The sequence below is a fragment of the Pseudomonas viridiflava genome (assembly GCF_001642795.1).
Classification (GTDB): domain Bacteria; phylum Pseudomonadota; class Gammaproteobacteria; order Pseudomonadales; family Pseudomonadaceae; genus Aquipseudomonas; species Aquipseudomonas viridiflava.
The window spans coordinates 26,255-46,748 of sequence record NZ_LKEH01000018.1 but is presented as its reverse complement, the minus strand read 5'-3'; the positions used below and the strand labels follow the sequence as shown (position 1 = coordinate 46,748).

Genomic DNA, 20,494 nt, shown 5'->3' with positions numbered 1-20,494 from the left:
TGTGGGAGCGGACTTGTCCGCGAAAAGGCCGGTACATCCGACGCATATGCAGTGGCTGAAATACTGCATTCGCGGACAAGTTCGCTCCCACCGGTTTGCTGCGCGACAGCGCTACGTCGAAGACGTGGTGGGGCCTCCCACAGGTTTTTCAGATCACTGATCGTTCCCATGCTCCAGCGTGGGAATGCCGCTCAGGACGCTCTGCGTCCGCTTCGGCAGTCAACTCAGAAATTGACTGAAGCCGAGAGTCTGGCGGTTCTAGGGGCGCCCATGAACAGGTAGTCGTCGCCCAGGTATTCGCCAGCGTCGCGCCAGTAGCGTTTGTCGAACAGGTTGTCGACGGTCAGGCGCAGGACGGTGTCGTATCCGCCGATTTTCGTGCTGTAGCGACTGCCGACGTTGAACAGCGCGTAGTCATTGACCTGCACCGAGCCTTCGCGGTCGGCCATTTTACTGGCGCTGTACTGCACGCCGCCGAGCAATGCCAGGCCGCGAATCGGCAGGCTGTAGTCGGCCTGCAGGCTGCCACGGTATTTGGGCACGTTGAGCGCCTGATGACCTTCGTAAGCCTCGGTGCCGCTGCCTTCGACGCGCGCCCGAATCGCTGCGGCGCTGGCGGAAATCTGCAGACGCTCAGTCACCCAGCCGCTGGCACCCAGCTCAAGGCCGGTGTTCTTCTGCTCGCCCTGCTGCACATAGGTAAAGCTGCCGTCATCGTTGGGCCTTGAATACTGATAGGCCTGACGTGCCTGGAACAGCGCGGCCGTGAAGCTCATGCGCTGCCAGTCGTACTTGATTCCGGCCTCCAGTTGTCGCGACACGGTCGGGGCGAGAATTTCGCTGGCGTTGGTGGTGAACCAGGCCGCCGTCCCACCCAGCGAAAGTCCCTTGCTGTAGCTGGTATAGAGCGACAGGTTGTCCACCGGCTTGTAAATCAGCGCGGCCTGGGGCAGAAACACCCAGCGCTCGGTGTGGCGCGCATCGCTGCCGTCCTCGGCGTATGCCTGCTCGTCGAGACGCACCTGGCGTCCGCCCAGCACCGTCTGCCACTGCTCGTTGAAGCTGATGCGGTCGGTGACGAACAGCCCGTACTGGCGGCTGTCGAGACGACGCTCGGTGTGCGGCAATGGCAGGTCGGAGGGCGAAACCGCTTCAGGCGCCTCGTTGATGTTGCCGGAGCCGACAAACTCGTTGAAGGTGCCTCGCGTGTCGACCGTACGACGGTAGGCGCTGGTGCCGAAGGTCAGCTCATGACCGAGCGAGCCGGTAGTGAAAACGCCGGACATGGCCGCCTCGACCTCATCGTTGCGCCGCGTGTCGTCAGGACTGCGGAAGTCATAGATGTCATACCCGCCTTCGGCACTGAAATGATTGGGCACCGCTTCTGCCGCGCAACTGGCCGAACCGTAGCAGCCCCAGGCGAACGCGCTGTAGTCGTCGATCACCACACGACTGCGGGAGGCGCTGAGGCTGCCCTTCCAACTGTCATTGAAGCGATACTCGAAGCGGCCGTTCATGTTCAGGGAGTCGATCCCGACGGGATTGGACCAGCTCTGATAACCCAGCAGCTTGCGCGGCGAAGCATCGTGCGGCAGGGTCGTACCGCCCAGCAGTTGATAGCCGGGCACGGAACGCTGCTCTTTGGTCTGGTACTCGACGTCCAGCTGCAGCAAGGCGCGGTCGCTGATGTTCCAATCGAACGCCAGGGACGCGAAATCCCGCTGGCCATCGGCATGCTCGACGTAGGAGCGAATGTCTTCATGCGCCAGATTGGCACGCAGGCCGAACTGTTGCTCGCTGCCAAACCAGCCGCCCACATCAGTGGCAATGTAGCGCTCGCCATGCTCGTTGGTGGACACCGTGACCGAGCGCACGTCCTCCGCGCGCTTGGTCTGGTAATTGATCACACCACCCGGCTCCGACACGCCACTCTGCAGGCCGGACAAGCCCTTGAGCAGTTCGACCTGCTGCTTGTTTTCCAGCGCCACATTCTGCTCGCCGGTGATGCTGCGGCCATTGATGCGATAGCTGTTGGCAGCGTTGAGCGAGAAACCGCGCACCACGAAGTTCTCGTAGTAGCCGACCGGGGCATAGCTTTCGCCGACAGAGGCATCGTTGCGCAGCACCTCGCTGAGCAGTCTGGCCTGGCGATCCTCGATCAGCGCAGCAGTGAATACCGATACCGATGCGGGCGTGTCGAGCAACGTCGCCTGGTCGTAACCTGCAATGTAGGCCCGCGCCGCTTTATAGTCGCCGACACTTTCTTCGCGGGTGCCCGAGACATTAACGGCTTCCAGATTGACCGGCTCGACCGCCAGCACCGGCGAAGCGACGGCCATGCCCAAAGGCAACAAGCGAGACGCAAGGCGCGCGGCAGGTCGGTGGGGCGTACTCATTGTCGGACTCCAGAAGATCAGGCGCCTGGACAGACGCGAAGCACCTTCCGGCAGGGGGCAACCTTTTACGTTCACCGCCGGTTTTTTTCAACCCTTGCGTGCACGTCATTCTGTAGACGAATCGAGTGAGCACACTTTACTCACCCCGCTGATTCGAAATAACCGGACACAACGGTTTATTAAGCGTGAATTAAGTCAGCGTGGATAATCTGAATTCAACAAAGCCGCTGAACGATTCAGCGAGCCAGTAATCCATTACAACAGATCAATCAGAAGGAATACTCTTATGAAACTTATCTCTGCCCTCTTCGCTGCTGCTGCCCTGACTGTTGCTGCCGGTGCCGCCCACGCTGATGTTCGTCCTGATCAAATTGCCGGCCTGCAGAAATCCGGTGCGATCGGTGATCTGGAACAGTTCAACAAGCAAGCGCAAGCCAAGCACCCAGGCTTTGAGATTCACGACACCGAACTCGATAAGGATGTTGGCGGCAACTACATCTACCAGATCGAACTCAAGGACGCCAAGGGCGTTGAATGGAACTACGACGTGAACGCCAAGACCGGCGCCGTTGTACGTGACGAACAGGATCGTTAATACTGCTGTCGGACGCTGAGCCATTCAGCGCCTGATAACCGATCAAAAAAATTCCCACCTGCGTGGGAATTTTTTTGTGCGTTATATAAGGGCGGCTTATTCGGCCAACCCGACTTTCAGCAACTGCCCCTTGCTGTCATCCGTCAGCAGATACAAGTAGCCATCCGGCCCCTGACGCACATCGCGAATGCGTTGTTTCATGTCTTTCAACAGACGCTCTTCCTGAACAATCTTGTCGCCTTCAAACTTCAAGCGAATCAACTCTTCAGTGGCCAGCGCGCCGATGAACAGGTTGTGGTCCCACTTCTTGAAGCGACCATCGTCGTAAAAAGCCATGCCGCTGAGGCCCGGTGAAACTTCCCAGACCTGAAACGGCACTTTGGTACCTTCGACAAACTTGCCCTGGGCTTCCGGAATCGGCTCACCCGAGTAGTTGATGCCGTGCGTCGCGATGGGCCAGCCGTAGTTCTGGCCACGCTCGATGATGTTCACTTCGTCGCCACCCTTGGGACCGTGTTCGTTGGTCCACAAGGTGCCAGACCATGGGTTCAGCGCAGCACCCTGCTGATTGCGATGGCCGTAGGACCAGATTTCCGGACGCACGTTTTCCTGACCAACGAACGGGTTGTCTTTGGGCACATTGCCGTCAGGGAAGATACGCACGATCTTGCCCTGCAACTTGTCCAGGTCCTGCGCGGTTGCGCGTTCGTTATTCTCGCCCAGCGCGATGAACAGATAACCGTCGCGGTCAAACACCATTCGCGAACCAAAGTGATTGCCGACCGACAGCTTGGGCTCCTGACGGAAAATCACTTCAAAATCTTCCAGTTTGGTCATGTCCGCCGACAACCGCCCGCGCCCTGCGGCAGTGCCTGCGGTGTCACCTTCGGCGGCTGTCTTGCCGCTGCCTTCGGAGTACGTCAGGTAGACCATGCGGTCCTTGGCAAAGTCAGGCGAAAGCACCACGTCCAGCAGACCGCCCTGCTTTCTGGCCCAGACTTGCGGCACACCGGAGATCGGCGCGGACAGCTTGCCGTCCGCAGAAACCAGTCGCAGATTGCCCGAGCGTTCGGTCACTAGAATGCCTTTCCTGTCCGGCAGAAACGCCAGTGCCCACGGGTAGTTCAAGCCCTCGGCGACAGGCGTTACGGTCACAGTGCCGAGGTCGCTTTTGTAATTCTCGGTGGGAGCAGCACCGGCAGACAGCGGCAGGCTCAACACGGCAGTGGCACACAGTGTCGCAAACAGGGTTTTTCTGAACATGGGCGATTCCTTATGCATTGATTGGATGTCCTGCCTCAAGGCACGGACATGACGTCACTGATTACGCTGTGAATCACGATTCTGCGTGGAGGGCCGCTGGGGTGTCTGACGGTTCGGATAGCCATTGCCGATGCCGCCGTTTTCCAGCGTGGGCTTGCGCACCGGCGGCGCGATGTTGGGCGCACGTGAAGGTGGAACACTCGATTCGGTGCCCTGGCGGCTGTTGGGATTGGCGCGGTGGATCGGGCTGTTGTAAGGATTGCTGCTGGCGCCGTTGTTCAGCGTGCTGTTGGGCAGGTTCTGTGCCTGTACAGCGCCTACTGTGGATAACACGCACAGCGCGCCCCACATCAGTTTGCGCACGAAACTGTTCATCACTTACCTCTTATGGGTTTGCGTCGAGAACGGTGAAGACTCAGGCCTTTGATGGCAATCAAGGCTTCAGGTTCGGCCCGGCCGTGGTGATGAGCAAGTAAAGCAACGCAGGAGTTTGTAACAAGGATGGTCAGTGCGGCACGAAAACGTATCCGCACATGACCTGGCGGCGCTTATTGGGCGCTCGCCATGGACGACGATGACGCCGAGACCAGCGGCATGCTGAACGTGAATGTCGTGCCGCGCTCGCGTGTCGAACACACCTCAAGCGTGCCGCCATGCGCGAGAGCGATCTGGCTGGCGATATACAGACCCAGACCAAGCCCGGCCTGCGGTTCGTCCGTCACGGGACGTGAGTAAGGCTGAAACAGCTGAGCCAGAACCGGCTCGGGAATAGGCGCACCCTGATTGGTTACGCTGAGCAGAAACGATCCGCCATCGACCAGCGCCACGACATCGACCGGGCTTTGCGCATCGCCGTGGCTGATCGCGTTGGACACCAGATTGGACAGCAGCTGCGCAATCCGCTCGTGGTCGCAGCGGATGTGTTCCAGCAGGCCGATGCGGGAACGAATCAGTCTTTTGGGGTGCACACGTTGAATCTCGGAAACCACATGTTCAAGTGTGGCATCCAGGCCCTGCGCATCATGAATACTCAGCGGAATGCCGTGCCCCAGACGCCCCCTTGCAAAGTCGAGCACATCGTCCACCAGTTGCGAGGCTCGCTTGCCGGAAGTCAGGATGTGATGGACGATCTGCTGCGCCTTGTCGTCCAGCGGGCGGCGCAGCAGCAACTCGGCACTGGCGTTGATGGCGAACAGCGGATTGCGCAGGTCATGCCCGAGCACGGCGATAAACTGTTCGCGCAACTCCGAGACTTCACGCTCGGCCAGCAGATCGGCCTGCACCTGCTGCATGTTGTCCTCGGCTTCAATCTGCAACGCCAGCAGCCGGGCGAATGACTCCATCATGGCCAGTATTGGTGTGCCGGTCAGAGTGGCGGGCTTGGGGTCCAGCGCGCAGATGGTGCCGAAGAACGAGCCGTCGGCAAGAAAGATCGGGACAGAGATGTAGCTTTCGAAGTTGTACAGGCGCGGTGTGTGGTGGGCGCAGAACTTCGCGTCTTCTGCCACGTGATCAATCACTACAGGCTGGTGTGAAGAACTGATTTCATGGCAGATGGTGCTCGTCAATTCAAGCTCGCCGCCCGCCTCCAGACCGAAGTCAAGGTTGTCCAGAACGGCGCAGGCGGTCCAGGACGTTTGTGTGACGCGCGCAACGGCTGCAAACCCGAGACCGGTCGATTCGGTCACGACTTGCAGAATGGCGGGAACAGCGCTGATCCGACCGATTGTGGCTACATCATTTGCAATGGATTGCCGCATGTCAGACCTGTAACGAAGCTTTGATGTGCTGTGCATGACGAAACATTTTAGACGCGCAGACCGTTTTGTATATCACTGTCTGCGCAACCTTAACGTTTAGTTCCGCGCCTGTACCGTTCTTCCAGACGGGACGCGCTGCACATGAAAATATTCAACTCATATGAATATTGCTATCCATCCATTTGAATGGATTTTAGCGAGGTAGGCAATATTCTCCACACAACAAAATTCAAGCTGCGGGACGTGGAAGTGTCGCCGTGAAGGTGGTGCCCTCTTCAACGGATGACCGAACACTGACATCGCCCAGATGCGCCCGCACAATCTCGCGGACAATAAACAGGCCCAGTCCGACGGTTCGGGTTTCATCGCTGTCGCTGACCAGGCGCACGGCAGGCTCGTAAAGGCTCTCGACCTTATCCATGGGAATAGGCTCGCCACGGTTGTGCACCGATACCTTGATCACGTTCGCCTCGAATGCCGAAGTGATGACGATCTCGCTGCCCGGCGTGCCATAGGTGACCGCGTTGCTGACCAGGTTACCGACCAGTTGCAGGAGGCGGTCCGGGTCAGCGACGCAAGCGCCCTCTCCTTCCATGCGATGGATCAGCGTATTTGCGGTAAAGGTGAGTCGCAATTCCTCGACGCCCCTGGCCACCGTGGCGTGCAGATCGATCGGCTGCATCGAGAGATTGATGCCCTGGCCCACGCGGGCCTGCGTGAAGTCCAGCAGATCGACAATCATGCGCTCGGCGCGGTCGGTGGAATGATGGATCTGGCCGAGGAAACGCTGCTGGCGAGGCTCCAGCAGACTGCGCTCCAGCAAGCCGGCCGCCATCTTGATGGCCGCCAGCGGGTTGCGCAGATCATGGCTGACGATACCCACCATCTGTTCGGCAAAAATCGCGCGAATTTCCGCCTCAGCGTGGGCCAGGCGCAGACGATTGCGGGCCGAGGTCAGCTCGCTCTGAACCGACATCTGATGCTGCAACAGCTCCTCGGCCATCTTGCGCGCCGCCAGCAGTTCGCGTTCGTACTTGTTGCGTTCCTCAGCGAGAAACACCGCCAGTTCATGCAACACACCCGCCGGATACTCGCGGCGTACCGCGTTGAGCATCATGGGAATGGAACGACCGTCGGCGTGAGTGATCTCGACTTTGACTTCGGCAATCGAGCCCTGCGTTTGCAGCAGAGGCGCCCAGTGGGTCTGCAGAAAGACCCTGCCGGCCATATTCAGCAGGTCCTGAAAACGACGACCCAGCACTGCCTCGCGCTCAAGGCCCAGCCACAGACAGAACGTCTGGTTGACCCGCTCGATCGTGCCGTCGGGTTGCGTGATCAAAAGTCCGCAAGGCGCGTGTTCGTAAAGCGCTTCGGTTGCAGGCAGGCCTGTTTCTTCAATGACCATGCGGGGCGCTTCCAAAGGAATCGAGGAACAGGTTCATGGCATCGATACACGCCTGCGGCGCGCTCATGTGCGGGTAATGCCCCACGTTGTGGATCATGTGCAGGGTGCTGTCCGCGATCACGCGATGCAGGTATTCGCCGACCTGAACCGGCACGACCAGATCGTCGCTGCTTTGCAGGATGAGCGTTTTGGCGTTGAACAGAGCGACATCGGCGCGATGGTCGGAAAGAAACGTCACGCGGGCAAACTGCTTGGCGATGTCGGCGTTGGTTCGACAGAAACTGTTGGCCAGTTCTTCGCCCAGCTCCGGTCGGTCGGACGCCCCCATCAATGTGGGTGCCATGGTGCTGGACCAGCCCAGGTAATTGCTTTCCAGGGTTTCCAACAGCGAATCCACATCAGTGCGCGTGAAGCCGCCGACGTAATCGCCGTCGTTCAGATAATGCGGAGACGGGCCGATCATCACGTGGCCCGCAAAACGGCCAGGCGACTGGAGCTCGGCAAGCACGGCGACCATGCAACTGACCGAATGGCCAACGTGAATGATCGGACCGGAACCGCCGAATTCATCGACCAGTTCCAGCAGATCCGTGGCGTAACCCTTGAGCGTTGCGTATTTGTGCGCGTAGTAGGCAGAGGTGTCCGACTGTCCGCTGCCGACCAGATCGAAGAGCACGACCCTGTAGTGCTCCGCAAAATGAGGCGACATGAAGCGCCACATGTTCTGATCACAACCAAAACCGTGGGCAAAAATCAATGTGGTCGGTCCTTCGCCCATGACTTTGACATTGTTACGCTGTTGGACCGACATAACGGGCTCCAGAAAACGGCCGCGCATCCTTCACGGCGCGCATACAGCCAATACGATATGACGAGATTATCATCGTTACAGGCAATCTAGTGGCACAAACCGAATTTATGATGAACGATGGAAAAGACAGCGCTGAGAAAGTCGGGGCCAGAGCGGAGCAGTTTGCTCACTTTGCTTCATCTGCGTGATTCGTCGAGGGGCGAAAACGGTCGTGGGAGCGGACCGGGCGGCGTTCCGTTTGTCCGCGAAAGCAGGTGCCGCCGATGAAGATGCAGCGTCTGAAACATGGTATTCGCGGACAAGTCCGCTCCCACTTTCGGATACCGCATTCATTCAGGTCGATTTGTGTATAACGATGAGCGCAGAGCGATGGGCACAATCGGTGTGCTTGAAACCAATGATCGTTCCTACGCTCTGCGTGGGAATGCCTCCCAGGACGCTCCGCGTCCGCTCTAGAATCTGACGCCAAGCTCTGCAGGGACTTCCAGGTTTGGTTACGCGGGCATCAGCTTCTTACTCGCCGATATCCTCGTTCCACAGTTCAGGTCTGTGGCCGATGAAGCGGTGCATCATGTGTTCGCAGGTCTCGTCGTTGAGTACTTCGATTTCCACGCCGCGCGAACGGAGCAGTTCTTCTTCGCCCATGAACGTGCGGTTTTCGCCGACGATCACCTTGCGAATGCCGTACAGCAGAATCGCGCCGCTGCACATGGCGCAGGGTGAAAGTGTGGTGTACAGCACAGCCTCGCGGTAGACGCTGGCGGGCTGGCGTCCGGCATTTTCCAGAGCGTCCATTTCGCCATGCTTGATGGCGCTGTTGTCCTGCACCCTGCGGTTATGGCCGCGACCAATGATCTTGCCGTCGTGGACAATCACCGAGCCGATAGGAATACCGCCCTCTTCGAGACTTTGCATGGCCTCGTCTATTGCAGCCTGCATGAACGGATCCATATCCATGATGTTGCCTCGCTTTCGTTGAGTGTCACTGTTTCAAAATATTCTGGGCATTGCCCAGTGCCCTGCTGACGTAACGCTCCAACAATGCCGATGAGCTGGCTTTCATTTCGGCGCTGACCTGCGTGTTTCTGGCCCTGAATTTGTTCACCACCGATGACGAGCCATCGCCCTGACTGAGCGAACGCAACTCTTCTGCCGAAAAGGAATGCGCATACGCGGTCGCCAGATGGCGGTCCCATTCAGCCTGGTAGTCCGGCTGCAGGCGCTGCAGCTCGCGCTGCACAAGTTCCTGCGCCTCCGTCTTGCCGACCGCTTCAACGATGCTGGCAAAGGCCGTCGTTCGCGATGCGACCTGATAACCCAGCCACGCCAGACCGTCCCCCAGCTTTCGCTCCTGCACGAAGGTCAGAGCGGTATCGTCAACCTCATCGGCAGCCACCTGCCTTGAAACGTCAAGCAACAGACAGGCCAGTAATGCCAGACCGGTCCTGAGCGCAACCTGCAATCCCTGCCGGCTCTCAGTCATTCGTCCCTCCCCACGCGTGAATCAGTGCAGTGTGGGACGTTAACAGCTCATATCGCCCTTGCCACAACCGACGTCGCATACCGCACACCTGTGGCGCTCTCAGCAATGTCTCGCCCGCCACTGCGCCAGTGTGAGGCGGTAAACGCGCACGCCCAGTCGGTGGTACTGGCTGTGGATGTAGTCGCTGAAACCGGTTTTCTGCAAAACCCTGACCGACGCAGTGTTCTGCGGCTGAACGATCGCAATGACCGAGGCAAGCTGCAGGGTTTCGAATCCGTGTCGCAAGGTCGCAAGCGCTGCCTCGCTGGCCAGTCCTCGGCCCCAATGTGACGGCGCGAGTCGGTAGCCGATCTCTACCTCCATCACATTATCGACCTGCTCGGCGTTCAAACCGCAGAATCCGATCAACCGGTTCGTCTCGACCTCGATGACAGCCTGCGGAGCAAAGCCATCGGCACTGTAAGCGTGCATACAGTTACGCACGAATTCGCCCGTGGCCCGCTCACTGAGCAAACCGCGTACGGAATAGCGCATGACCTGCGGGTCGCCGAGTATCCCTGCCAGCGCAGGCACGTCGGCGACCTCGAAGTCGCGCAACACCAGTCGGTCGGTCTGCGTCGTGTTCATCGCTCAGTTACAGCGCACTGCTGACCTTGGCAGCCACATCATCGGGCAGCCACGCCTTCCAGACTTCAGGGTGCTGCTTGAGAAATGCCTGAGCGGCGACCTTCGGATCGGTGCGTTTTTCGCTCATGTCTGCCAAGGTCTTGTTGAGCAGATCAATGGGCAGATCCACCTTCTTGAAGAACGTCACCAGCTCCGGGTGTTTCTCGTTGAATGGTGCTGACACGCCGATGGACAGCTTGGCCGCCAGCGATGCGGAGCCCTGGGGATTGGCGTTACTGGCATCGGTCAGGGTTTTCCAGGCGTCGGCGTTGAACGGCGGCTCTTCCAGCTTGATCAGCTTGTACTTGCCCAGCAATGGCGTAGGTGACCAGTAGTAGAACAGCACGGGTTTGCCACGGCGAATGGACGAGCCGATCTCGGCGTCCAGTGCGGCCCCGGAGCCGGTACGGAAGTTGACGAAGCTGTCATCCAGCTTGTACGCCTTGAGCTTCTGAGTGTTGACGATTTCCGAGGTCCAGCCGCTTGGGCTGTTGAGGAAGCGTCCCTTGTCCGGCGACTCAGGGTCCTTGAACACGTCCTTGTAGCGGGCCAGGTCCTGAACGGTTTTCAGCTCGGGGGCCAGCGGTTTGATGCCCTTGGCAGGCTCGCCCTTGATGACGTACTCAGGCACCCACCAGCCTTCGGTCGCGCCTTTGACGATGTCGCCCAGCCCGAACACCTTGCCGTCCGCTTCGGCCTTGACCCACACCGGGCTGCGGCCGGTCCACTCTTCGGCGATGACCTGAATGTCGTTTTTGGCCAGTGCGGTTTCCAGGCTGACGGTACTGCCGGGCAGCGTGTCGGTCGAGTAGCCGTAACCCTTCTCGACCACGGTGCGCAGCACCTCGGTGATCAGGCTGCCACTTTCCCAAGTCAGCGCGCCGAATTTGATCGGCTCTGCCTTGTCGGCCGCCAGCACAGGCTGTCCGAGCAGCCCCAATGCCAGCAGCGAGCCGCCCAGAAGTTTTGTTATGGATTTCATGATCACCTCAAGGTGCGGGTGTGAACTGGATGTCTGAAAGCTATCGACACCGGCCGGGTACGATTAGTTGTAGCCGTCTGCGCAAGCATGCGGGAAGGTTACCCGCCGAGCTGTATGATTCGCCCCTTTGATTGCGCACCTGTGAGCGGTTACTCATGCCTGAAACCCATTTCATGCCCTTGCCCGATGAGTGTCGGCCGTTGCTGGGCAAGTTCTATCGCCAGCATCAGTCCTCGATGCGCGCCGCCAGCAAGGGTCAGGCCTGGGTGGCGAAACGGCAGGAGATCATCGGCGCACTGTGCCTCACGCCGGTCGAGAACGGACATTGGCTGACAAGCCTCTTTGTGGCGCCGGAAGAACGCGGACAAAGCGTGGCGAAGCGTTTGATCGAGGCCGCAGTACAACCGCTGACAGGACCGGTCTGGCTGTTCTGTCATCCGGATTTGCAGGGGTTTTATCAGCCAATGGGATTCGAGGAGGCGCAGCGCTTGCCGCAGTCGCTGGGAGAGCGTTTCATGCGTTACAGCCGCAGCAAGGCGCTGGTCGCCCTGTGCCGCAACGCATGACGGCAACGGTCACTCGTCGGCGTTGGGGTCCATGTCGGGGAACATCACATCCATGAAGCCGAACTTGCTGAAGTCGGTGATGCGCGAAGGATAAAGACGGCCGATCAGGTGGTCGCATTCATGCTGCACGACGCGTGCGTGAAAACCGAAAGCGTCGCGCTGGATCGGTTGTCCGTCCGGGTCGAAGCCTTCGTAGCGGATGCTCTGAAAGCGATTGACCATGCCACGCAGGCCCGGCACCGACAGGCAGCCTTCCCAGCCCTCTTCCACGGCCGGGTACAGCGGGGTAATGACCGGGTTGATCAGGATCGTCTGCGGAACCGCCTCGGCCTGTGGGTAACGCTCGCTGCGCTCGAAGCCGAAGATCACCAGCTGCAGGTCAACGCCGATCTGCGGGGCAGCAAGGCCCACGCCGCCGACGCTTTCCATGGTTTCGAACATGTCGGCGATGAGGGTCTTGAGTTCGTCACTGCCGAACATCGTCTGCGGCACGGGTGGGGCGATGCGAAGCAGGCGCTCGTCGCCCATTTTCAGGATCTTGTGAATCACGAAGTCAGTCCTTTCAAGGATTCAGCCCTATCGCTGCGTGGACATGCGATTGTCCGAATCAGGTTCGTCTGCCTTGGGCAGCGGCACGGAATGATCGCGACCCAGGCCGGAAACGTGCTGTTTGCCAACACCCTCGCCACCACCGTCGCCCGCTTCCTTCTCGCCCTCTTCCTTGCCTTCGGCAGACATGTGCTCGATGACCGCATTCATTTCCGCACCCAGTAGCAGCACCGCAGCGGAGATGTAGAAATACAGCAACAGCACGATGATCGCACCAATGCTGCCGTACATGGCGTTGTAGTCAGCAAAGGTCTTGACGTAGAAACCGAACGCCAGCGAAGCGACGATCCATACCACCACCGCCAGCACCGAGCCTGGGGTGATGAAGCGGAATTCCTGTTTGACGTCAGGCATCACGTAATAAATCAGCGCCACGGCGACCATCAGCAGCAAAATGATGGCCGGCCAGCGCAGGATGGTCCACAGCGTCACGATGAACTCTTCCATGCCGATCTGCGCGGCAATCCAGTTCATCACCTGCGGACCCAGCACCATGAACGCAGCCGCGGCGAGCAGCATCCCGGCGATGCCGACGGTGTAGAAGATCGACAGCGGGAAGCGCTTCCAGATCGGGCGCCCCTCGACCACATCGTAGGCAGCGTTCATGGCGCTCATCATCAGACGCACGCCCGCCGAAGCGGTCCAGAGCGCGATGAAGATACCGATGGACAGCAGACCACCCTTCGATTGCTGAAGTTGGTCGATCACCGGGTTGACCTGCTCCAGTGCCTGCGGCGGCAAGACCAGCTCCGACTGCAGGCGCAGCCATGAAAAGAAGTCCGGCAAATGCAGGAAGCCGATCAGCGCGATCAGGAAAAGCAGGAACGGGAACAGAGAAAACAGCATCTGGTAGGCCAGTGCCGACGCGTAAGTGGACATCTCGTCGTCGAGAAACTCGTTGACGGTGCGTACCAGCACTTTGCCAACCGACAGTTGGCGCAAATGGGGGAAAATCATGGCGTTTCCTCTGGCTCCCTTACTGGAACACCTTACATCGTCAAGACCGCACATCGCTGCAATTATCTGCCAATTCAATGACAACCATGCGCAGCGACCGATGTCACATTGACTTGACGGGTCGTAAAAGGTTTCAGTTGCGCAGAGCAGAATGCATAACGGTCATCCTGGGATGACCGTTATCTGCATCGTATTCCTCCCGGACTGCGAGCCGGAAGAGATCGGCTTACGCCTTGTCGACGCCCTTCTTGATGGCATCCTTGGCTTCGCCCTTGGCCTGCTGGCCTTCGCCCTTGATTTCCTGCGCCTTGCCTTCAGCCCTCAGCTTGGTGTTGTCAGTCGCCTTGCCAACAGCCTGCTTGACGTTACCAGCTGCTTCATTGGCCATGCCTTTGATTTTATCGCCAGTGCTGCTCATGGGTGTATCTCCTGGGTCTGAAGACCGCATTGGAATCGGATGTCGTACTCGACATAAGGATTGACCGGCGGTTTTCGCCAAGAGTTTCAAGTATTTTCAGTGCATCGAGGGCCGTTCGTCTGCCGCCCCGTTTACCTGCATTTCTGCTGTTCGCCGCGAGCGCGAGGCAGAGTTTGTGCGAGAATGCGCCGCACAGTTGCCAGGCACGGTCCGGCGCGCTGAACAAACCGATTCACAGGAACGTTATGAAACTCGATAAAAAGCTGGCCATCGCACGCAGGAACCAGGATCTGGGCGGCGCTGTGCTCGGCGTCAACAACACCCATTTCGCCGTGCTCGACCACAAGCGCAATATCTGGTGGTTCGACCTGCCCGTCCCGCGTCTGCAGGTTGGCCAATACGAGTGGCTGCACTTGCTGATGTACACGCCTGAAACGGATCAGCTGCTGCACTTGAAAGTGACCACTGTGTTCATGCGTGACCACATCGAAGGCCTTGAAGTGCGCAACGCCGACAAGCGCAAGCCCACCGTCAGCCTGGAACTGAGTGCCGACAAGGATTCCTGGCTCAAGGACATGCGCCCCAAGGGCAGCAACCTGAGCTTTGCGGGCTTTTTGCAGGACTGATCACGCCGCGAGCGCTGGACTGTGGGAGGCGCCACCACGTCTTCGACGTAGCGCTGTCGCGCAGCAAACATCGGGCTGTGGGAGGGGGCTTGCCCGCGATGAACGATGACGCGGTATATCAGGAAAATCGCGTCATCGTTCATCGCCGGCAAGCCGCCTCTTATCAAACTACCTGTAACTTACTGAAGAAACGCGATTTTGTGGGAGCGGACTTGTCCGCGAATGCTGTATTTCAGGCGATGAATATTCGTCGGATGTANGCGGACAAGTCCGCTCCCACTGAGTTTGCTGCGCGACAGCGCTACGTCGAAGACGTGGTGGCGCCTCCCACAAAAAATTTGTTTCTTCAGCGGGTTACAGGTTGTTTGATAAGAGGCGGCTCGCCGGCGATGCAGTCGGCGCGGCTTGTCAGCCAAACCGACGCGCCGCCAGATACCCCGCAGTACCCGCCACTGCCGACACCACGGTGCCCCACGCCAGATCCACCAGCGCCAGCTGCGCTGGCCAGCCCTGCAGCGTGGCCCAGTTGGTCAGGTCGTAGGTGCCATAGGCAATCAGTCCCAGCAGACCGCTGTACAGCGTTGCCCGCCCCATACGCTGCTCCTTGAGCGCAGGCATCACGCCGAAGATCACCACACCCGCGCCATACAGCAGATAGAACGCCACCGCAGGCCCGATCACCGGGGTTTGCAGCATCAATGGTCCCAGCCACTCGCGGTACGTAGGGCCCATCAGCACCCCCAGCCAGATTCCATCCAGCACCAGAAACGCCAACAGCGTGCCGACGTAGGCCGTGACGATCGTTTTCAAAGGCATTTTCATGGGGCGTCCTTGATGAATGCGACGGCAGAAAGCCCTCGTATGAGGGTATGACCTGTGCAAGTCGAAAAATGATCCTCCGAATGGCAGGACTTTTACGGGGTTACGGGAGTCAGTGTTAATTAGCGTTATGGAGTTTGGCGAATGAACACTGCGGGTCCTTTTAAAATCGATGTATGGAGCGACTACGTCTGTCCCTTCTGTTATCTGCAACTGTCGGTGCTTGAACAGCTTCAGCACAGCTTTGGCGAGCGGCTTGAATTCAACTGGCACGCCTTCGAACTGCGCCCAGATCCGATCGCCATGCTTGACCCCGATGCCGACTACCTGCGTGCAACTTGGTCACGCTCTGTGCTGCCCATGGCCGACAAACGCCAAGTCGTGATGAAGATGCCCACGGTTCAACCCCGCAGCCGCAAGGTGCTTCAGGCTGCAGCATTCGCCAGAACGGCGGGACGGTTTGCCGATTTCCACAAAGGTGCGTTCAAGGCGTTTTTCGAGGACGGGCTGGATATTGGCGAGACGCCGACACTGCTGGAGTTGGGCCACACGCTCGGTCTGGACAGGCAGGCTCTGGAAGACGCACTCATCGCCAGCGAGTACGAAAAAATCGTGCTCGATGATCAGGCGCTGGCGCAGAAACTTGGGTTGAGGGCGGTTCCGGTCGTATTGCTGCGGCGCAGTGAAGAAACCCTTGAGCAGGCCAGGGTGTTCAACGGCACGCTGCCGTTCAATCGCTTGAAGCAGGAAATCGACCGGCTGTCCGACCGGGCCTGACCTGCGCTGCATCAAGGCAGTGCGGTCAGCCCCTGATCACTGTCAGACCAGATCGATACGATCGGCGTGGATCACGATCTGACCCTGCTTGTACAAGGCACCGATGGCTTTCTTGAAGTTGCCTTTGCTGACGCCGAACAGACCGCTGATGACCTGCGGGTCGCTCTTGTCGCTGACCGGCAAGGTGCCGTTGTTGTCACGCAGCTTGGCCAGGATCTTCGAGTTCAGACTGCTCGCCGCTTCGGCACCCACCGGTTGCAGGCTCAGGCTTATATTGCCGTCTGCACGGATTTCCTTGATGAAACCCTTTTCCTGCTTGCCGGCGCGCATGAACTTGAACACTTCGTTCTTGTGAATCAGGCCCCAGTGCTTGTTGTTGATAATCGCCTTGAAGCCCATGTCAGTGGCTTCGGCCACCAGCAAGTCGACTTCCTGACCGACGCTGTAGTTGGCAGGCGTCTTGTCCAGATAGCGATCCAGGCGTGCCGTGGCGGTGATGCGACGGGTGTGCTTGTCGAGGTAGACGTGCACCACGCAATAGTCGCCAGCCTGCAGCGTGCGCTTCTCTTCCGAGTACGGCAGCAGCAGGTCCTTTGGCAGGCCCCAGTCCAGAAACACACCGATGCTGTTGACTTCGACCACCTTGAGGCTGGCGAACTCGCCCACCTGAACCTTGGGCTTTTCAGTGGTGGCGATCAGCTTGTCTTCGCTGTCCAGGTAGATGAAAACGTTGAGCCAGTCTTCATCTTCGCTGGGCACATCCTTTGGGATGTATCGATTGGGCAGAAGGATTTCGCCATCCTGCGCACCGTCCAGGTACAGACCGAAGTTAGTGTGCTTGACCACTTGCAAGCTGTTGTAGCGCCCGATTAAAGCCATGTGCAGATACCCTCATTACGTGGGGCGCATTCTACCCGACTTTACGCCGACGTTCGCGCTACGAGGCAGGGCGCCGACACTGCGGGCAGGTAAATGAGATTCCGGACGGGAACGTGGCTCTCCACTCGTCAGTTGGATGCACCGATCTGGCGCACATGATATCGGGTAGCCAGCAAACAAAGTTATGAACTTCATCAGGGAAAACAGTCGCTTGGCGGCTCTATAAACAGAAAACAGTTGTTCTGACGCGAGTATCCCTTCTTTTTGGCTGCCAGATTCGCCAAGCAATGACCGAGGGTTTCCTGTACGATGGCTGGCCGTATTACGTTTATGAAGGTAAATGGCAGCCATGCGTATCAAAGCATCCCACTCGAAAGCCAAGCCCGCACCAGCCGTTGAAACGAGCGACTCGATCAACGCACAGATTGCGGCTTTCCTGAAGTCCGGCGGCGAAATCCAGCAAATCGCCAAAGGCGTGAGTGGCCAGACTTTCACACCGTCCAAGCAGATCAACCTCGGCAAGAAGTAACACCCCCCGCCTTGCTCGTCGATCTCTATGCGCCTTGACCTTCAGGGCGCTAGATTGACTATCCTTCGCTGGATATTCCTCCTGTCACGCTGCTACTCTCTTGTCTGATATCACTATGACCACGAGCTGGATCCTGCTCGGGTAGTTGTCTCATTTGCGGAATGCTCGAATGAAGAACTGGATGCTTTTCGGCGCTCTTTTGTACCTGGGTGGCTGCGCATCGCATCACTGCGAGAACGGTCCCAATGACAGTCAGCTCACCGACAGCCCCTGCCGGGCCGGTCATCTGCTGTATCAGAACGACATGCTGCAGGCCAAGCTGCTGATCAGCGAAGACAACCGTGAAAACTACGAACTGGCCGAAGCCATGCTGCGCCGTGCCGCGCTGGATGACGCGTCGGGCGAAGCGGAGTTCTATCAGGCCGTTCTGTTGATACGCCAGCAGGCCGACCACAAACAGATCATCGATCTGCTGCAGACTGCCGCCGCACACAAGCACCCGCTGGCCATCGCCTTGCTCTCCCAGCAACTGAGCATCAGCGATCCGAAACGCTCCGAGCACTACCGCAACGAGTACGCGGAACTGGATGTTGCCAAGAGCGGCTACCCGTCTTTCGAACAGGCACTGGTGGTGATTCGCGGGCTGGTCATTCCCTCTGCACAGGCGACTGCGTCCAACTGACACACGACGAATCGACGAACGGCGCACTGCGCCACGATTTCGACGGTATCCTTGCGAGGCTCTAGCACGCGGCTTGTGTCGGGCTTCCGGGCCATTTCTCGATACGCCATTCCTGACCACACTCCTCGACACACTAAGGAGTGAGCCATGCTCAGCCATCGCTTACATGCGTTGACCTTCAGCGCCCTGTTCATCAGTCAGTCCATTTCTGCCCAGGTTCTGGAGCGGGATCTGGGTGATTTCGACCTGAAACTGGCTACGACCCCCACGCGCAGCATGGCGCAGGGCCTGGTTACGCCCAGTGGCGGTTCAGGCTCGTTTCATGGCGGCATGGACCTGAGTCACGACAGCGGTTTCTACTTCGGCCAGTGGGCACCCAACATGGGGTTCACGCCCGACAGCGCGCTGGAAGTCGATTCCTACATGGGCTTCAAGAAACCCTTCGACAATACGCTGGGCTACGAGCTGGGCATGATTCGCTACAGCTACCCGGACACCAGCCAGATCGACAGCCACGAGTTCTATGCCGGATTGCGGATGCTCGACAGTCGGGTGGGCGCCGCCTTCAGCAACGACGTGGGCTCGCGTGACAGCACAGTGTTCATCGATCTGGGTGCCATCGAGCGGCTCGGCATCGGCGTTCGCATGCAGTACGCCAACCATCAGTTCGACACGCCGCAGACCTCTGACGACGGCGGACAGATCAGCGGCTTCAATGACTGGTCCCTGAATCTCTCGCGTCCCTGGCTGGGCATCGACATGAACCTGATCTACAGCGGGTCGAGCCTCAGCGGCGGCGATTGCAGCGTGTACAGCGGCCACAATGCGCGTTGCGACGGCACCTTCACCCTCAAGGCCGTGCGTTCGTTTTTCTGATACCGCATCCCGGTTGAACCCCTTGGCGCTACACTCCTCTACTGCACAGCATCCATGCAGGTCAGTGCCCCCGAGGAGCGTTCATGCAGTCTCTGTTCAAAGCCTTCATTACGATGTTGATGGCCGTGTCGCTGCTTGCCGGGTGCAATCAGGTAGGTCTGGCGTATCGCAATCTCGATGTGATCATTCCGTGGACGCTCAGCGACTATCTGGACATGAACTCCGCTCAGAAAGACTGGCTCAACGTGCGCCTCAAGCAGCACCTGAGCTGGCATTGCAGCACCCAGCTGCCGGAGTACCTGACCTGGCTGGACAAGCTGGAAGAGATGGTGAAAAACGATCAGGTCACCTACGGGGGTCTGGAAGCACGCACCCGTGAGGCCAAGGACGCCATCGCCAAGATTTCTCGCGAGATCACACCGTCGGCCGTCGAGCTGCTGAGCCGCTTCGATGACAAGCAGGTCGAGGAAATGCAGAACGCCTTCGCCAAGGACCAGCGCAAGCGCGAGAACAAATACCTGGATCAGCCTCTGGAACGCCAGATCGCCGAACGTGCCGACCGCATGGAAAAGCGCCTGACACCGTGGATCGGCAAACTCAACCAGCCTCAGAAGGACCGCATTCAGGTGTGGTCCGCTTCATTGGGTGAACAGAACAAGGCGTGGATCGAGAACCGCACACGCTGGCAGAACCTGTTTCTGACCACCGTGCAGCAGCGCCAGTCCAGCGACTTCCCGCAGCGCATAGCCGCGTTGTTGCAGGATCGTGAGACGTTCTGGACCCCGGAATACCGCAAGGCATACGACCAGACCGAGAAGGCGGCGATCTCGCTGATTGTCGACATCACCGCGCAAAGCACTCAGGAGCAACGAGACCGCCTTCTGAGTAGGATCGCCGACATGCGCAAGGATTTCACCGATCTGAACTGCCTGAAAGCGGCGGGTGCAGCCCAATAGTCGTAGTGGGCGAGGAGCAAAGACGCGCTGCACGCTGGCAGCGCGTACAGTCAACGGGGATCAGGCAACCTGAGCCTTGGATGCCACTTCATCGAATGTGGCCGGGTCCAGCCCGTCCTCTTGTCTATCCAGGACCTCACGCGGATGGTCGTTGCCGGGGATACTGCTGTCGATCAGTGCCAGCAGGCTTGAACCACGCGGGGTGAGGATGAGCTTCGAACGCCCATTATCTTCTTCTGGCGGGCGCGACTGAATAAAGCCACGGTTGGTCAACAGCTCCTTGAGCTGTGCGGCTTCGGCCTGAAGGCTTCCAGCGTCAGCGACCGCCTCGCCTTCCGAGGCTTTAGCCGTGGTGTATTCCTGCGAGTCAAACGAACCGCCGCTGTTCTGCACGTCATGAAGCAGACGTTCGATAAGGTCCCAGTTGTAATTCATTGTA

Annotated in this window: 24 protein-coding genes; 8 read left to right on the top strand and 16 right to left on the bottom strand. The window is 58.8% G+C overall.

The genetic code is table 11. The features are described from left to right. Nucleotides 1–224: 224 nt before the first annotated feature. Nucleotides 225–2,396, bottom strand: coding sequence for a TonB-dependent siderophore receptor (locus tag AO065_RS03980; protein WP_004888274.1), 2,172 nt, complete (start codon nucleotides 2,394–2,396; stop codon nucleotides 225–227). A 286-nt stretch (nucleotides 2,397–2,682) separates the two neighbouring features. Here AO065_RS03980 and AO065_RS03975 point away from each other — a divergent pair, with 286 nt between their 5' ends. Then, nucleotides 2,683–2,991, top strand: a complete 309-nt coding sequence (locus AO065_RS03975; RefSeq protein WP_004888273.1) for a PepSY domain-containing protein — start codon at nucleotides 2,683–2,685, stop codon at nucleotides 2,989–2,991. 96 nt (nucleotides 2,992–3,087) lie between these two features. On the opposite strand, the gene AO065_RS03970 is transcribed toward AO065_RS03975, so the two are convergent. From AO065_RS03970 to AO065_RS03930, 9 genes are all read right to left on the bottom strand, one after another. After that, nucleotides 3,088–4,254, bottom strand: a complete 1,167-nt coding sequence (locus AO065_RS03970) for a PQQ-dependent sugar dehydrogenase (RefSeq protein WP_004888271.1) — start codon at nucleotides 4,252–4,254, stop codon at nucleotides 3,088–3,090. Between the two features lie 54 nt (nucleotides 4,255–4,308). Beyond that, on the bottom strand, nucleotides 4,309–4,629 hold the full coding sequence (locus tag AO065_RS03965) for a hypothetical protein (protein ID WP_004888270.1): 321 nt from the start codon (nucleotides 4,627–4,629) through the stop codon (nucleotides 4,309–4,311). A 173-nt stretch (nucleotides 4,630–4,802) separates the two neighbouring features. Continuing rightward, nucleotides 4,803–6,014 carry a GAF domain-containing sensor histidine kinase gene (locus tag AO065_RS03960; RefSeq protein ID WP_004888268.1) on the bottom strand — a complete coding sequence of 404 codons (1,212 nt, stop codon included), beginning with the start codon at nucleotides 6,012–6,014 and terminating at the stop codon, nucleotides 4,803–4,805. A 229-nt stretch (nucleotides 6,015–6,243) separates the two neighbouring features. After that, a complete protein-coding gene (locus AO065_RS03955) occupies nucleotides 6,244–7,419 on the bottom strand; it encodes a PAS domain-containing sensor histidine kinase (RefSeq protein ID WP_004888266.1) in 1,176 nt (391 codons plus the stop codon). Beyond that, entirely contained in the window at nucleotides 7,409–8,230 is an 822-nt protein-coding gene (locus tag AO065_RS03950) for an alpha/beta fold hydrolase (RefSeq protein WP_004888263.1), read from the bottom strand. The genes AO065_RS03955 and AO065_RS03950 overlap by 11 nt, the downstream gene beginning before the upstream one ends. A gap of 513 nt (nucleotides 8,231–8,743) precedes the next feature. Continuing rightward, the gene (locus AO065_RS03945) at nucleotides 8,744–9,181 is read right to left on the bottom strand and encodes a nucleoside deaminase (protein ID WP_004888262.1); all 438 of its coding nucleotides are present in this window, start codon (nucleotides 9,179–9,181) and stop codon (nucleotides 8,744–8,746) included. A 31-nt stretch (nucleotides 9,182–9,212) separates the two neighbouring features. Beyond that, nucleotides 9,213–9,713, bottom strand: coding sequence for a hypothetical protein (locus tag AO065_RS03940; RefSeq protein ID WP_004888261.1), 501 nt, complete (start codon nucleotides 9,711–9,713; stop codon nucleotides 9,213–9,215). 99 nt (nucleotides 9,714–9,812) lie between these two features. Then, the gene (locus tag AO065_RS03935) at nucleotides 9,813–10,340 is read right to left on the bottom strand and encodes a GNAT family N-acetyltransferase (RefSeq protein WP_004888260.1); all 528 of its coding nucleotides are present in this window, start codon (nucleotides 10,338–10,340) and stop codon (nucleotides 9,813–9,815) included. Nucleotides 10,341–10,347: 7 nt separating this feature from the next. Beyond that, nucleotides 10,348–11,361 carry an ABC transporter substrate-binding protein gene (locus AO065_RS03930; RefSeq protein WP_004888259.1) on the bottom strand — a complete coding sequence of 338 codons (1,014 nt, stop codon included), beginning with the start codon at nucleotides 11,359–11,361 and terminating at the stop codon, nucleotides 10,348–10,350. 155 nt (nucleotides 11,362–11,516) lie between these two features. Here AO065_RS03930 and AO065_RS03925 point away from each other — a divergent pair, with 155 nt between their 5' ends. Beyond that, the gene (locus tag AO065_RS03925) at nucleotides 11,517–11,927 is read left to right on the top strand and encodes a GNAT family N-acetyltransferase (RefSeq protein WP_032652566.1); all 411 of its coding nucleotides are present in this window, start codon (nucleotides 11,517–11,519) and stop codon (nucleotides 11,925–11,927) included. A 9-nt stretch (nucleotides 11,928–11,936) separates the two neighbouring features. Here the strand turns inward: AO065_RS03925 and def are convergent, their stop codons facing one another. The 3 genes from def to AO065_RS03910 all read right to left on the bottom strand — a co-directional run bounded on the left by def (nucleotide 11,937) and on the right by AO065_RS03910 (nucleotide 13,911). After that, nucleotides 11,937–12,476, bottom strand: coding sequence for a peptide deformylase (def, locus tag AO065_RS03920; RefSeq protein ID WP_004888257.1), 540 nt, complete (start codon nucleotides 12,474–12,476; stop codon nucleotides 11,937–11,939). A 27-nt stretch (nucleotides 12,477–12,503) separates the two neighbouring features. Further along, entirely contained in the window at nucleotides 12,504–13,493 is a 990-nt protein-coding gene (locus AO065_RS03915; protein WP_004888252.1) for a YihY/virulence factor BrkB family protein, read from the bottom strand. 226 nt (nucleotides 13,494–13,719) lie between these two features. After that, nucleotides 13,720–13,911: a CsbD family protein gene (locus AO065_RS03910; protein ID WP_004888250.1), complete on the bottom strand. Its 192-nt coding sequence runs from the start codon at nucleotides 13,909–13,911 to the stop codon at nucleotides 13,720–13,722. 245 nt (nucleotides 13,912–14,156) lie between these two features. Here AO065_RS03910 and AO065_RS03905 point away from each other — a divergent pair, with 245 nt between their 5' ends. After that, entirely contained in the window at nucleotides 14,157–14,537 is a 381-nt protein-coding gene (locus AO065_RS03905) for a hypothetical protein (RefSeq protein WP_004888248.1), read from the top strand. A 408-nt stretch (nucleotides 14,538–14,945) separates the two neighbouring features. Here AO065_RS03905 and AO065_RS03900 read toward each other — a convergent pair whose 3' ends face one another. Further along, nucleotides 14,946–15,347 (bottom strand): DUF2177 family protein, encoded by a 402-nt coding sequence (locus AO065_RS03900; RefSeq protein WP_032652408.1) that lies wholly within the window; start codon nucleotides 15,345–15,347, stop codon nucleotides 14,946–14,948. A 153-nt stretch (nucleotides 15,348–15,500) separates the two neighbouring features. Here AO065_RS03900 and AO065_RS03895 point away from each other — a divergent pair, with 153 nt between their 5' ends. Beyond that, nucleotides 15,501–16,133, top strand: coding sequence for a DsbA family oxidoreductase (locus AO065_RS03895; RefSeq protein ID WP_004887571.1), 633 nt, complete (start codon nucleotides 15,501–15,503; stop codon nucleotides 16,131–16,133). A 42-nt stretch (nucleotides 16,134–16,175) separates the two neighbouring features. Here AO065_RS03895 and AO065_RS03890 read toward each other — a convergent pair whose 3' ends face one another. Further along, nucleotides 16,176–17,012, bottom strand: coding sequence for a CvfB family protein (locus AO065_RS03890; RefSeq protein ID WP_004887568.1), 837 nt, complete (start codon nucleotides 17,010–17,012; stop codon nucleotides 16,176–16,178). Nucleotides 17,013–17,352: 340 nt separating this feature from the next. On the opposite strand from AO065_RS03890, the gene AO065_RS03885 reads away from it, so the two are divergent. The 4 genes from AO065_RS03885 to AO065_RS03870 all read left to right on the top strand — a co-directional run bounded on the left by AO065_RS03885 (nucleotide 17,353) and on the right by AO065_RS03870 (nucleotide 20,055). Further along, the gene (locus AO065_RS03885; protein ID WP_025994762.1) at nucleotides 17,353–17,541 is read left to right on the top strand and encodes a hypothetical protein; all 189 of its coding nucleotides are present in this window, start codon (nucleotides 17,353–17,355) and stop codon (nucleotides 17,539–17,541) included. Between the two features lie 169 nt (nucleotides 17,542–17,710). Further along, the gene (locus AO065_RS03880; protein WP_004887565.1) at nucleotides 17,711–18,223 is read left to right on the top strand and encodes a hypothetical protein; all 513 of its coding nucleotides are present in this window, start codon (nucleotides 17,711–17,713) and stop codon (nucleotides 18,221–18,223) included. 147 nt (nucleotides 18,224–18,370) lie between these two features. Next, the gene (locus tag AO065_RS03875; protein ID WP_004887564.1) at nucleotides 18,371–19,099 is read left to right on the top strand and encodes a TorF family putative porin; all 729 of its coding nucleotides are present in this window, start codon (nucleotides 18,371–18,373) and stop codon (nucleotides 19,097–19,099) included. Nucleotides 19,100–19,182: 83 nt separating this feature from the next. Beyond that, the gene (locus tag AO065_RS03870) at nucleotides 19,183–20,055 is read left to right on the top strand and encodes a DUF6279 family lipoprotein (protein WP_004887562.1); all 873 of its coding nucleotides are present in this window, start codon (nucleotides 19,183–19,185) and stop codon (nucleotides 20,053–20,055) included. A gap of 60 nt (nucleotides 20,056–20,115) precedes the next feature. On the opposite strand, the gene AO065_RS03865 is transcribed toward AO065_RS03870, so the two are convergent. Next, nucleotides 20,116–20,490, bottom strand: a complete 375-nt coding sequence (locus AO065_RS03865) for a hypothetical protein (RefSeq protein WP_004887561.1) — start codon at nucleotides 20,488–20,490, stop codon at nucleotides 20,116–20,118. Nucleotides 20,491–20,494 lie beyond the last annotated feature (4 nt).

Excerpts from the sequence above, each read along its gene's own strand:
- AO065_RS03980 (WP_004888274.1), bottom strand. The coding sequence starts at position 2,396 with ATGAGTACGCCCCACCGACCTGCCGCGCGCCTTGCGTCTCGCTTGTTG.
- AO065_RS03950 (WP_004888263.1), bottom strand. The coding sequence starts at position 8,230 with ATGTCGGTCCAACAGCGTAACAATGTCAAAGTCATGGGCGAAGGACCG.
- AO065_RS03925 (WP_032652566.1), top strand. The coding sequence starts at position 11,517 with ATGCCTGAAACCCATTTCATGCCCTTGCCCGATGAGTGTCGGCCGTTG.
- AO065_RS03885 (WP_025994762.1), top strand. The coding sequence starts at position 17,353 with ATGGCAGCCATGCGTATCAAAGCATCCCACTCGAAAGCCAAGCCCGCA.
- AO065_RS03880 (WP_004887565.1), top strand. The coding sequence starts at position 17,711 with ATGAAGAACTGGATGCTTTTCGGCGCTCTTTTGTACCTGGGTGGCTGC.
- AO065_RS03870 (WP_004887562.1), top strand. The coding sequence starts at position 19,183 with ATGCAGTCTCTGTTCAAAGCCTTCATTACGATGTTGATGGCCGTGTCG.
- AO065_RS03875 (WP_004887564.1), top strand. The coding sequence starts at position 18,371 with ATGCTCAGCCATCGCTTACATGCGTTGACCTTCAGCGCCCTGTTCATC.
- AO065_RS03935 (WP_004888260.1), bottom strand. The coding sequence starts at position 10,340 with ATGAACACGACGCAGACCGACCGACTGGTGTTGCGCGACTTCGAGGTC.
- AO065_RS03960 (WP_004888268.1), bottom strand. The coding sequence starts at position 6,014 with ATGCGGCAATCCATTGCAAATGATGTAGCCACAATCGGTCGGATCAGC.
- AO065_RS03955 (WP_004888266.1), bottom strand. The coding sequence starts at position 7,419 with ATGGTCATTGAAGAAACAGGCCTGCCTGCAACCGAAGCGCTTTACGAA.
- AO065_RS03965 (WP_004888270.1), bottom strand. The coding sequence starts at position 4,629 with ATGAACAGTTTCGTGCGCAAACTGATGTGGGGCGCGCTGTGCGTGTTA.
- AO065_RS03915 (WP_004888252.1), bottom strand. The coding sequence starts at position 13,493 with ATGATTTTCCCCCATTTGCGCCAACTGTCGGTTGGCAAAGTGCTGGTA.
- AO065_RS03910 (WP_004888250.1), bottom strand. The coding sequence starts at position 13,911 with ATGAGCAGCACTGGCGATAAAATCAAAGGCATGGCCAATGAAGCAGCT.
- AO065_RS03865 (WP_004887561.1), bottom strand. The coding sequence starts at position 20,490 with ATGAATTACAACTGGGACCTTATCGAACGTCTGCTTCATGACGTGCAG.
- AO065_RS03945 (WP_004888262.1), bottom strand. The coding sequence starts at position 9,181 with ATGGATCCGTTCATGCAGGCTGCAATAGACGAGGCCATGCAAAGTCTC.
- AO065_RS03970 (WP_004888271.1), bottom strand. The coding sequence starts at position 4,254 with ATGTTCAGAAAAACCCTGTTTGCGACACTGTGTGCCACTGCCGTGTTG.
- AO065_RS03905 (WP_004888248.1), top strand. The coding sequence starts at position 14,157 with ATGAAACTCGATAAAAAGCTGGCCATCGCACGCAGGAACCAGGATCTG.
- AO065_RS03930 (WP_004888259.1), bottom strand. The coding sequence starts at position 11,361 with ATGAAATCCATAACAAAACTTCTGGGCGGCTCGCTGCTGGCATTGGGG.
- AO065_RS03975 (WP_004888273.1), top strand. The coding sequence starts at position 2,683 with ATGAAACTTATCTCTGCCCTCTTCGCTGCTGCTGCCCTGACTGTTGCT.
- AO065_RS03895 (WP_004887571.1), top strand. The coding sequence starts at position 15,501 with ATGAACACTGCGGGTCCTTTTAAAATCGATGTATGGAGCGACTACGTC.
- AO065_RS03890 (WP_004887568.1), bottom strand. The coding sequence starts at position 17,012 with ATGGCTTTAATCGGGCGCTACAACAGCTTGCAAGTGGTCAAGCACACT.
- AO065_RS03940 (WP_004888261.1), bottom strand. The coding sequence starts at position 9,713 with ATGACTGAGAGCCGGCAGGGATTGCAGGTTGCGCTCAGGACCGGTCTG.